General features: G+C 71.6%; 10 protein-coding genes and 1 pseudogene. 4 read left to right on the top strand and 7 right to left on the bottom strand.

The features are described from left to right. Together VKQ35_RS03270 and VKQ35_RS03265 are read left to right on the top strand one after the other, a co-directional pair. Positions 1 to 370, top strand: a pseudogene (locus tag VKQ35_RS03270) (hypothetical protein); the annotation flags it as partial. 77 nt (positions 371 to 447) lie between these two features. Further along, positions 448 to 2001 carry a long-chain-fatty-acid--CoA ligase gene (locus VKQ35_RS03265; RefSeq protein ID WP_324358623.1) on the top strand — a complete coding sequence of 518 codons (1554 nt, stop codon included), beginning with the start codon at positions 448 to 450 and terminating at the stop codon, positions 1999 to 2001. 48 nt (positions 2002 to 2049) lie between these two features. Here the strand turns inward: VKQ35_RS03265 and VKQ35_RS03260 are convergent, their stop codons facing one another. Next, the gene (locus tag VKQ35_RS03260) at positions 2050 to 3525 is read right to left on the bottom strand and encodes an MFS transporter (RefSeq protein ID WP_324358622.1); all 1476 of its coding nucleotides are present in this window, start codon (positions 3523 to 3525) and stop codon (positions 2050 to 2052) included. A 49-nt stretch (positions 3526 to 3574) separates the two neighbouring features. Continuing rightward, the gene (locus VKQ35_RS03255; protein WP_324358621.1) at positions 3575 to 4192 is read right to left on the bottom strand and encodes a glutathione S-transferase family protein; all 618 of its coding nucleotides are present in this window, start codon (positions 4190 to 4192) and stop codon (positions 3575 to 3577) included. A 162-nt stretch (positions 4193 to 4354) separates the two neighbouring features. Here VKQ35_RS03255 and VKQ35_RS03250 point away from each other — a divergent pair, with 162 nt between their 5' ends. Beyond that, entirely contained in the window at positions 4355 to 4582 is a 228-nt protein-coding gene (locus VKQ35_RS03250) for a hypothetical protein (RefSeq protein WP_324358620.1), read from the top strand. 3 nt (positions 4583 to 4585) lie between these two features. Here the strand turns inward: VKQ35_RS03250 and glcF are convergent, their stop codons facing one another. The 4 genes from glcF to VKQ35_RS03230 form a co-directional block, all read right to left on the bottom strand. After that, complete coding sequence (gene glcF, locus VKQ35_RS03245) at positions 4586 to 5851, bottom strand: glycolate oxidase subunit GlcF (RefSeq protein ID WP_324358619.1); 1266 nt, start codon at positions 5849 to 5851, stop codon at positions 4586 to 4588. Then, complete coding sequence (gene glcE, locus VKQ35_RS03240; protein ID WP_324358618.1) at positions 5851 to 7023, bottom strand: glycolate oxidase subunit GlcE; 1173 nt, start codon at positions 7021 to 7023, stop codon at positions 5851 to 5853. Before glcE ends, glcF begins: the two co-directional genes overlap by 1 nt. A 1-nt stretch (position 7024) precedes the next feature. Continuing rightward, positions 7025 to 8512, bottom strand: a complete 1488-nt coding sequence (locus VKQ35_RS03235) for an FAD-linked oxidase C-terminal domain-containing protein (protein ID WP_324358617.1) — start codon at positions 8510 to 8512, stop codon at positions 7025 to 7027. A 408-nt stretch (positions 8513 to 8920) separates the two neighbouring features. Continuing rightward, positions 8921 to 9181 carry a hypothetical protein gene (locus tag VKQ35_RS03230; protein ID WP_324358616.1) on the bottom strand — a complete coding sequence of 87 codons (261 nt, stop codon included), beginning with the start codon at positions 9179 to 9181 and terminating at the stop codon, positions 8921 to 8923. Between the two features lie 73 nt (positions 9182 to 9254). On the opposite strand from VKQ35_RS03230, the gene VKQ35_RS03225 reads away from it, so the two are divergent. Next, the gene (locus tag VKQ35_RS03225) at positions 9255 to 10076 is read left to right on the top strand and encodes an enoyl-CoA hydratase-related protein (RefSeq protein ID WP_324358615.1); all 822 of its coding nucleotides are present in this window, start codon (positions 9255 to 9257) and stop codon (positions 10074 to 10076) included. On the opposite strand, the gene VKQ35_RS03220 is transcribed toward VKQ35_RS03225, so the two are convergent. Then, positions 10073 to 10852, bottom strand: coding sequence for an enoyl-CoA hydratase/isomerase family protein (locus tag VKQ35_RS03220; RefSeq protein ID WP_324358614.1), 780 nt, complete (start codon positions 10850 to 10852; stop codon positions 10073 to 10075). The two genes, VKQ35_RS03225 and VKQ35_RS03220, sit on opposite strands and share 4 nt — an antisense overlap.

Here is a 10852-nt window from a genome sequence, read left to right as displayed (position 1 = left end):
GTTCGGCGACCGTGGCTGGTGGTCGACCACCGCGGCCTGGGGCCGGCGGTCCAGCCTGGGAACTGACCTCGACGCCTGGGTGCTGGAAAGCGCGGTCAAGCCGAACCCGGCCTGGACGGTGTTCGGCCGCGCAGAGCGGCTGGACAATGATGAGCTCGTCGCGCCGCCCGCAGGCGCCGCCCACGGGCCGGCCTTCACCGTCGGCAAGGTGAGCCTGGGCGCGATCCGTGACTGGCCGGTGGGCGATCATCTGCTGTTCGGCCTGGGCGGCCTCTACGCGCTGGATTTCGTGCCCGGCGCGCTGAAGTCGGCCTATGGGAGCACCGAGCCGCACGGCGCCATGGCCTTCGTGCGGCTGAAGCTTCACTGACAAGCTCGCCCTGAAAGCTTTGGCGGCAAGCTTCACCGCGATTGGCGGGCGAACGGCGATACGCTAGCACTTCGGCCATGAGCCCCGCGATCCGCGTCCTCTCCGACATCCCCCGCCGGCAGGCCGCCGAGCGCAGCGACGCGATCGCCGTCCAATGCGGGGACGGGCGGCTGACCTACGGCGAGCTCGACGCCAACAGCCGCAAGGCCGCGGCCCTCTTGATCGGCGCGGGCGTCCAGCCCGGCCAGCGGGTGGCGTGGCTGGGCCGCAGCCACGAGACCTTCTTCGAGCTGCTGTTCGGCTGCTGTCTGGCGCGCGCCTGCTTCGCACCGATCAACAACCGGCTCGCCATCGGCGAAATCGCCTTCATCCTGGACGACTCCACGGCCGATCTGATTTTCGTGACCGCCGACTTGCTGGCGGCGGCTCAGGCGGCGACCGCCCAGATCAGCCGGCCGATCCGCATCTTCACCGTCGATGCGCCGGCGACCGGTCTCGACCACTACCCGGCCCAAAGGGACGCGGCGTCCGGCCCGGCCCGCGAGCCGCAGCCCGCCGACGATGTGGTGCAGCTCTACACCTCCGGCACCACGGGTCTGCCCAAGGGCGTGCGGATCACCAACGCCAACATGGAGGCGTTCCTCGGTCCGGCCATGACCTTCGAGGGTATGAACAACACGCCGGACGACGTCTTCGTCTCCTGCATGCCGCTATTCCATGTGGGCGGCATGAACCCGGACCTCACCGCGCTCGCGGGCGGCGCCAAGCTGGTGGTGATCCCGGCCTTCGATCCGCCGCTGGTGCTGAAGATCCTGGAGAGCGAGGGGGCCACACGCACCGGCTTCGTGCCGGCGATGATCAACATGCTGCTGCAGCACCCTGACTGCGCGACCACCGATTTCTCCAGCCTCAAGAGTCTGGTCTATGGCGCCTCGCCGATCAGCGAGGCCGTGCTGACCGCCGCGCGCGCACGCTTCGGGTGCCGCTTCACCCAGGTGTTCGGCATGACCGAGACCAACGCCGCCGGAACCGTGCTGCACGACGACCACCACCAGCCGCACCTGCTGCGCTCCTGCGGGAAATCCTGGGCGACGCATGAGGTGCGGATCGCGGGCGACGACGGCGAGGAGGTCGCGCCTGGCGAGGTGGGCGAGATCCAGGTCCGCGGCCCGGCGGTGATGTCCGGCTACTGGAACCGTCCGGAGGCCACCGCCGAGACCATCACCCCAGAGGGCTGGCTCAAGACCGGGGACGCCGGCTACCGCAACGACGACGGCTATTTCTTCGTCCACGACCGGGTGAAGGACATGATCGTCTCGGGCGGCGAGAACGTCTATCCGGCCGAGGTGGAGAACGCGATCCTGGGCTGCCCCGGCGTGGCCGACGCCGCGGTGATCGGGGTGCCGGACGCGCGCTGGGGCGAGGCGGTGAAGGCCATCGTGGTCAGGGCGCCGGGCGCGGAGATCGGCGAGGACGCGGTGATCGCCTGGGCCCGCGAACGGATCGCCGGCTACAAGGCGCCCAAGTCCGTGGACTTCATCGACGCGCTGCCGCGCAACGCCACCAACAAGGTGCTGCGCCGCGTGCTGCGCGAACCCTATTGGGCAGGCCACGGCCGGCTGGTCGGCTAGGCCCTGTTCTTCCCCGCCCCCGCTGATCCATCGTGAGCGGGAAGGGCTCTAGGAGGCCAGGTCCGCCCGATCCAGGGGCTCGGGCCGCGGCCGCGGGGCGAGCGCCAGGCGGGACAGGCTGACCAAGGCCGCGATGGCGGCGAGCCCGGCCGCGGTCGCGAGCGCTGCCTTGGTCGCCGAGGTCCCGGCCAGGTGGAAGAAGACCGCGGTGGTCACCGCGCCCGCCGTCTGGCCCAGCAACCGCGCGGTGGCCAGCGCGCCGCCGGCCGCGCCGGAGCGGTGCATGGGCGCCGCGGTGACCATGGCGCGGTTGTTGGGCGACTGGAAGAAGCCGAAGCCGAGGCCGCAGACCGCCATGCGCCAGGCGACGTCCAGATTGCCCGCGTGGACCGGCACGATCGACAGCGCGAAGAGGCCGATGGCGAAGACGCCAAGGCCGATGCCGCCCAGCGTCCCGGCGCGATGCCGGTCGGCAAGGCGTCCCGCCAAGGGCGCCGAGATCCCCACCGCCAGCGGCCAGGGCGTCATCAACAGCCCCGTCTCCACGGCGGTACGGCCCATCACCGTCTGGAAATAGAAGGGCAGGCCGACATAGGCCATCATCTGGGCGGCGAAGGCGACGATGGAGGTGGCGATCGACAGGCCGAAGATCGGCAGCTTCAGGAGGTCGAAGGGCACCAGCGGCGCCTCGCGGCGAAGCTCGCGGTAGCTGAGCAGCGCGCCGGCCGCGCCGCCGATGGCCAGCTTCGACAGGCCCGACGCCAGGCCTTCGCGCGCGATGCTCTCCGCCCCGGTGATCAGGAAGCCGAAGGTGAGCGCGTTCAGCACCGCCGAGATCCAGTCGAACTTGCGACTCGAACCCACCGTCTCCGGCAGGGACCTAAAGGCGATGGCGATGGCCAGCGCCCCGATCGGCACATTGATCGCGAACAGCCACTCCCACGACCAGTGCGACAGGATCGCCGCCGCCACCGTGGGCCCCAGCGCCGCCGAGACCGAGATCACCAGGGCGTTGAGCCCAATGCCCCGGCCGAGGAACTTCTTCGGGTAGGTGAAACGCACCAGGGCGGCGTTGATGCTCATGATGCCGCCGGCGCCCAGGCCCTGCAGGACGCGAGCCGTGGTGAGGGTTGGCAGGGTGTGGCTGAGCGCGCAGCCGAGCGAGCCCAGGGTGAAGACCGCCAGGCCGACCATGTAGACCCGCCGGTAGCCCAGCCGGTCGCCCAGCGCCGCCAGCGGCAGGAGGGTGACGGTGATCGCCAGCTGATAGGCGTTGACGATCCAGATCGAGGAGGCGGCGCTGGCGTGCAACTCGCGCGCGATGGTCGGGAGCGCGACGTTGGCGATGGCGCCGTCCAGCACCGACATGGTCATGGCCAGCCAGATCGCCGCCACCGACCAGTAGCGCCGCGGGATCGGCAGGCCGTCCGGCATCCCGGTCGGCGCGTGGGCGTCGGAGTCCTCGCGCGCGATCTCGGCGGCGGTGGCCTTGGCGGCGGTCGGCTTGGCGGTAGGGGCCGGCATCAGGCGTGAAACCCCCGAGCCGCCGATGGGTGGCGAACCTCCACCAAGATCAGGCGCTGGCCGCCGCGCTGGGGCGAGCCTTCACGGTCTCGAACCAGGCGGTAAGCTTGCCGAACCCCGGGTCCAGCGGCTGGCCGACCGTCGCGCCGAAGTCGAGGAAACAGAACAGCAGCACATCGGCCAGGGTGAAGCGGTCGCCCGCGATCCACGGGCCCTGGACGTGGCCTTCCAGCCATTCGAGCCCGTCGCGGGCGACGGCCTTCAGGCCGGGCGCGGCCTCGGGCAAGACCCGCATGCGGCTTTCAAACAGGCGCAGGCCCTCGGCGTAGCGGAAGCCGTTGGCCATCGGCTCGCAGACCTTCAGGTCGACGCGCCGCGTCCACATCCGCGTCGCGGCCCGCTCTTCCGCCGTCGTCCCGATCAGCGGCGGGCTCGGATGGCGCTCGTCGATATATTCGCAGATGGCCGTGATCTCGGTCACGCAGCTTCCGTCGTCCAACTCCAGCGCCGGGGTCTGGCCCGCAGGGTTGACCGCGGCCACATAGGGCTCGCGGCGGTTCTCGCCGCCCATCAGGTCGACGGTCACGAAGGGGATTTCCAGCCCCTTTTCGGCCAGGAACATCTTCACCACGCGAGGATTGGGGCCGATCGAGGTATGGAGCTTCATGGGATTTCCTCTGTTTGCGGCCGCGACCCTAGGAGGGCGCCGGGAGGAGCGCAACGTCAGCGCCGGCGGAGGTGTTTCGCGCCGCGCCACAGCCAAGCTGCTCACCGCCTTGTGACCTGTTCGAGTGGCTTTTGAGCCCGTCTTGGAGTATAGAAGCGCCCCATGGCTGATCGACAGTTCAAACCCGACCTGACGGGATCTGACGAGACGCTCGAGCACCTCCTCGCCCGTCTCCGCTCCACCCTGCGCCGCCCGGCCCGGCCGCGGCGCGACGGCCCCACCGACTGGGATCACTTCGTGACGTCGCGGCGTCCGCATGGCGGCCTCGGCGGCGCGGAGGCGCCGATCCCGCGCGAAAGACCGATCCCGGACGCCTACGCGGCGTTCTGAGAGTCAGAGCCCGGCAGGCTTCGGGCCACCCGTCGCCCAGTCCAGGAGCTCGACCGGGTGGATGACCGGCTGGCTGACCACCGGCGCCATCTGGGCGATGCAGCCGACGTTGCCGGCCGCCACCGCCGCCGCGCCCGTGCGCGCGATATTGGCCGCCTTGCGGGCGCGAAGCCGCCCGGCCAGCTCCGGCTGCAGGATGTTGTAGACACCCGCCGAACCACAGCAGAGATGACCCTCGGCGATGGGACGGACCTCGAAGCCCGCCTGCGCCAAAAGCTCCGCCGGCCCCGTCTTGATCCCCTGGCCGTGCTGCAGCGAGCAGGGCGCGTGGTAGGCGACGGCCAGCCTGCCGGGCCGGGTCACCGGCGGCAGACCCACCTCGGCGATGAACTCCAGGATGTCCCGGGCGCGCGACGCCGTGTCGGCCGCCCGAGGATCGTCCGGCAGGCGGCGGCCATAGGCCTTCAGCGTCGTGCCGCAGCCGGCGGCGGTGGTGACGATGGCCTCGAAAGGTCCGGCTCGGGTCCAGGCCGCGACATTGGCGCCGGCGAGCCTGGCGGCTTCCTCCGCGCGGCCCAGGTGCTCGGAAAGCGCCCCGCAGCAGCCCTCGCCCTCGACCAGCACCACCTCATAGCCCGTGCGCGCGATCAGCCGGATCGCCGCCGCGCGAATGGCGGGCGCCATGGCCGGTTCCACGCAACCCTGGAGCAAGGCCACGCGACCGCGGGACGCGCCTTCAGCGGGTGTCAGCCTGGGTGAGGCGGCTTTCGCGGACGCCTTCGGAACCAGGCGCAGCAGGGCGGCCAATGACCCCAAGCTCAGCATCTCGAACGCCGGCTCCAGCGGCCGCGCCAGGCGTCCGAGCGCGAGCGCGAAGCGCAGATGGCGAGGCCGCGTCATGACGCGCGGGATCGCCCAGCGCAGCAGCCGCTCGCCGGGCGGCCGGCGGTGGTGGGTCTCGATGTGCGCGCGGCCGTGCTCGATCAGCTGGGCGTAGTCGACGCCGGAGGGGCAGGTGGTCTTGCAGGCCAGGCACGAGAGGCAGCGGTCGACGTGGGTGACCGTCGAGGCCGCGGGCGCGCCGCCGTCCTCCAGCATGGCCTTGATCAGCTCGATCCGCCCGCGTGGGCTGTCGCGCTCGTCGCCCAGCAGGACGTAGGTCGGGCAGGTCGCCGCGCAGAAGCCGCAGTGCACGCACTTGCGGATCTCCGCGTGGCTGGCGGCGACATCGGGATCGGTGAGCTGGGCGGGTGTGAAGGCGGTTTGCATCAGGCGCCGCCCATCCGGCCGGGGTTCAGCACACCCTTGGGATCGAAGGCGGCCTTGACCCGCGCGGTGAGCGCCGCCAGCGGCCCTTCCAGCGGCTCGAAGGCCGGCGCATCGCCGCGATAGACGGTAGCGTGGCCGCCCAACGCCTTGACCGCCGCCCGAACGCCCTGCGGCTCGGCGTCGGTGAGCAGCCAGACGAGGCCGCCGCCCCAGTCGTAGAGCGCCTCGCCCGCCACGGCCTCGCCGACGCTGGCGCCCATCGCCGGCGGGACGGAGATCCGCCACAGCGGCCGCGGATCCTTGTGGAAGGCCTCGACCTCGCGGACCTGGGCCCAGAACTGGCGGCTGTGGCCGGCGTCCAGCCGCTCGGCGCGGCCAAAGCCCTTCAGGGCCGCGGCCAGGTGATCGGCCCGCGCCGCCACCGAAGCGGCGAAGCCCTCCAGCCTGAGCGCCGTCACCGCCATCTGGCCCTTCAGCGGGGCCCGCGCCGCCGCGGCCTGCGGCAGGTGCGCCGCGCCGGAAACCTCGACCGGGGCGTTCATCGCCGCCACCATGGCCGCGTTGGCGCGCGCGTCGGCGAGGCCGAACAGCAAGAGCGTCGTCTCGGTCCGCGCCGCGGGCAGCACCTTGATGGTGACCTCGGTCAGCACCGCCAGCGTCCCCCAGGAGCCGGCCATCAGCTTGCTGAGGTCATAGCCGGTGACGTTCTTGACCACCTTGCCGCCGGCCTTGATCAGCTCGCCGCGGCCGGTCACCGCCTCCAGCCCCAGGAAGTGGTCGCGCGCGGCGCCGGCCCGGATGCGGCGCGGGCCCGAGAGGTTGGCCGCCAACGCGCCGCCGAGCGTCGGCCGGCCTTTGGCGCCCAGCAGCTTAGCCAGATGCGGCGGCTCGAAGGGCAGCATCTGCGCCTGTGCGGCCACCAGCTTCTCCAGCGCGGCCAGCGTGACGCCCGGCTGGGCGGTCAGCACCAGTTCCTCCGGCGCATAGTCGATGACCTTGGAAAGGCTCGCCAGGCTCAGCACCCCATCGGCCGCCGGCCCGCCGCCAATCCCGCGCTTGGTCCCGCCGCCGACGATCTCCAGGGCGCGACCGGCTCCGCCGGCGCCGGCGACGATCTCCGCGACCTCGGCGGCGGTCTTCGGTGTCCAGGTCCGGGCGGCCAGGTCCAGCACCCTAGAACCGCGGGAGATCGGGAAAGGCGACGGCGCCGCGATGCACATGCACCCGGCCCAGTTCGGCGCAGCGGTGCAGGCGCGGGAACACCTTGCCGGGGTTGAGCAGCAGGTCGGGGTCGAAGGCGCACTTCAACCGCTGCTGGGCCGCCAGGTCGGTCTCGCTGAACATCTCGCCCATCAGGTCGCGCTTCTCGACGCCCACGCCATGCTCGCCGGTCAGCACCCCGCCGACCGCGACGCAGAGCTTGAGGATGTCGGCCCCGAAGGCCTCGGCGGCCTCCAGCTGTCCCGGCTGGTCGGCGTCGTAGAGGATCAGGGGGTGCAGGTTGCCGTCGCCGGCGTGGAAGACGTTGGCGACGCCCAGGCCATACTCCAGGCCCATCTGGGTGATGGCGCTCAGCACATAGGGCAGCTGTCGCCGCGGGATGGTGCCATCCATGCAATAGTAGTCCGGCGAGATGCGCCCAACCGCCGGAAAGGCCGCCTTGCGCCCCGCCCAGAAGCTCAGCCGCTCCGCCTCGCTCGCCGACGTGCGGATCGTCGTGGCGCCGCGCGCCAGCGCCAGGTCCGCCACATGGGCGGAAAGCTCGGCGCACTCCGCTTCGGGCCCGTCCAGCTCGACGATCAGCAGGGCCTCGCAGTCCATCGGATAGCCGGCGTGGACAAAGGCCTCGGCCGCGGCGATGGCCGGCCTGTCCATCATCTCCATGCCCGCGGGGATCACGCCGGCCGCGATGATGTCGCCGACCGCGCCGCCCGCCGCCTCGACGCTGGGAAAGCCCAGCAGCATGGCCCGCGCCGTCTGCGGCTTCGTCAGTAGGCGGACGGTCACTTCCGTGACTACGCCCAGCAAGCCTTCCGACCCCGTCACCACGCCCGGCAGGTCGTAGCCCGCCGCGTCCAGGCCCTTGCCGCCCAGACGCACCACCTCGCCGCTCATCAGCACGATCTCGCAGCCGAGCAGGTTGTTGGTGGTCAGGCCGTACTTCAGGCAGTGCACCCCGCCGGAGTTCTCCGCCACGTTGCCGCCGATGGTGCAGGCGATCTGGCTCGACGGGTCGGGCGCGTAGTAGAAGCCGTCCGCCTCGACCGCGGCGGTGATGGCGAGGTTGGTCACGCCGGGCTGCACCACCGCGCAGCGGTTGGCGTAGTCGATCTCCAGCACACGGTTGAACTTGGCCATGCCCAGCACGATGCCGTCGGTCAGCGGCAGGGCCCCGCCCGACAACGAGGTCCCGGCGCCCCGCGGCACCACCTTGACGCCGTTCGCCTGGCACCAGGCCAGCACGGCGCAGACCTGCTCCACCGTCTCCGGCAACACCACCGCCAGCGGCGTCTGGCGGTAGGCGGAGAGGCCATCGGACTGGAAGGGAACCAGGCCGGCGGGGTCGCCGATCACGCCCTCGCCCGGGACCAGCCGCTGCAGGGCGCGCACGATCTCGGCCTTGCGGGCGATCAGGGCGGGATCGGGCAGCGGCATCTTCATGGCCGGCCTTGAGTAGCCCGTTCCGCGGGGCGCCCCAAGCTTCACCCTGAGTCAGAACGTCTCATCCGTAGGACCCCGTAGTGTCCCGGCGGTGCGAACCGGCTATGTGGAGTTACGCACTTAGCCGAACCCGTCGAGGGCTCCGGCGTCTTGCCAGGGGCGGCCACGCGTTCAGTACCGGCCGCCCCGACCGGTCTCGCCTCCAACTAGAATAGAGAGCGCCGCCGGCCAGCGGGCCGGCGGCGGCGATGCTGAACAGCCGCTGCGACGAGTCGCGGGCGTTTGGCCCGTCTGTCACCGCCTCTCCTTGACGGACTGCGCCTCAAGTCCGCGGGGGCACTGTGCGTGCGCTTTACGCACGCGGCAACCGGCGGAAGCTCGCGTTCCGTCAGGCGGAACGGGGTCGACCTAGTGGCGCGCGGGCGCCTGTTGCTGGGCCTGAGCCTGGGCCTCGCGGCGCTGCTCGACCTCTTTCTTATGGGCGAGGTGGTGGCCCACGACGCAGCCGGCCGCCGCGCCCAGGACGGCGTGATGGCCGACGACGTGGCCGGCGACGCCGCCCACCACCGCGCCCTTCAGGCACCCCTTGGCCTGAGCAGGGCCGGCGGCGGGGAGGGCAAGCGCCAGCATCAGGGCGGCGGCCGAGGCGATCTTGGCGGTGGCGTTCATAGCGTTCACATCCTCAGAGGCTTGGCGGCGAGGCTATTCCGCGCCCAAGCTCGCGCCAAGTTAAGGAACGCCCATGTCCGACATCCTGCTGACCGACGATCCCGCGCCCTTCGTGCGCCGCCTGACGCTGAACCGGCCGGAGAAGCGCAACGCCCTCTCCAACGACTTGCGGGCGCAGGTGTTCGCCGCCCTGGAGGCCGCCGACACCGACCCGCAGGTTCGGGTGACGATCCTGCGGGGCGCCGGCTCCTGCTTCTCGGCCGGCTACGACCTGGGCGGCGGGGCCGCGCCACCCTATCCGTTCCATACCGCGGCCGGCGCCGGCCACTGGTCGCGGCACGTGGTCGAGGGCTGCTTCCGGGTCTGGGACCTCGCCAAGCCGGTGATCGGCCAGGTTCACGGCTGGTGCCTGGCCGGCGGCTCGGAGCTGGGGACCGCGTGCGACCTGGTCTACGTCGCCGAGGACGCCCAGATCGGCTACCCGCCCGTCAGGATGATGAGCCCGCCGGACAACCAGTTTCACCCATGGCTCTGCGGCCTGCGCCCAGCCATGGAGATGATGCTGACCGGCGACGCCATCGATGGCGTGGAAGCTGTCCGCGTGGGCTTCGCCAACCGCGCCTTCCCGGCCGACCGGCTGGAAGCCGAAGTGCTGGCGATGGCTGAGCGCGTGGCCAAGATTCCCACCGACGTGCAGCAGATGAACAAGCGCTCCGTCCACCGCGCCATGGAGATCATGGGGCTGCGCGCCGCCCTCCGCGCCGGCGCCGAGATCCAGGCGCTGGCGCTGACCACCGAGAGCTCGCGGGAGACCTTCGCCAGGTTCGCCGACGGCGTATCCCAGGCGCTCGACGCCCGCGATGGCGCGTTCGGGGACTACCGGACGAAGGGCTAGTCGCCCTTGAAGGCCGGCGTGCGCTTCTCGTTGAAGCTGGCGACGCCCTCGCGGCGGTCGGCGGTCTTGAAGAGGCGGTTGTAGCCGGAGAGCTCCATCTCCATGGCCGCGGCCAGATCCTGGCCGTGGCCCTCGTGGACCACGCGCTTGAGCGTGCGGACCGAGAGCGGGGCGTTGGCGGCGATGCGGCGTGCGGTCTCCAGCACCGCCTCCATCAGCTCGGCGGCCGGGACCACGCGGTTGACGATGCCCGCCTCCAGCGCCTCCTGGGCGGAGAGCGGCCGGCCGGAGACCAGGATCTCCAGCGCCCGGCGCTCGCCGGCCTGGCGGGTGAGCAGCTGGGTGCCGCCCAGGCCCGGCATGATGCCCAGCGTCACCTCCGGCAGGCCGAAGCGGGCGGTGTCGGCGGCATAGGCGAAGTCGGACAAGAGCGTCATCTCGCAGCCGCCGCCCATGGCCGCGCCGTTCACCGCCGCGATCACCGGCACGGGGACGGCGAGCTGAGCGCGGGCCATGGCCTCGAAGACCTTGTGCTGCTCGGCCCAGGCCTCGTCGGTCATGCCGTTGCGTTCCTTCAGGTCGGCGCCGGCCTGGAAGTGCTTGCCCTCGCCGGTCAGGATCACGCAGCGCAGGTCCGCGCGATCGTGCAGCGAGGTCCACGCCTCCAGCAGCTCCATGCCCATCTGGGTCGAGAGCGCGTTGGCGACCTCCGGCCGGTTGAACGCCACCATCGCCACGCCCGGCGCGGGGTCGGTCAGCTTGATCGTCTCGGGCAT

It is taken from the genome of Phenylobacterium sp. (genome assembly GCF_035309685.1).
Taxonomy (GTDB): domain Bacteria; phylum Pseudomonadota; class Alphaproteobacteria; order Caulobacterales; family Caulobacteraceae; genus Phenylobacterium.
Note: the sequence above shows the minus strand (reverse complement) of the source record. Positions and strands in the feature narration are given on the sequence as shown.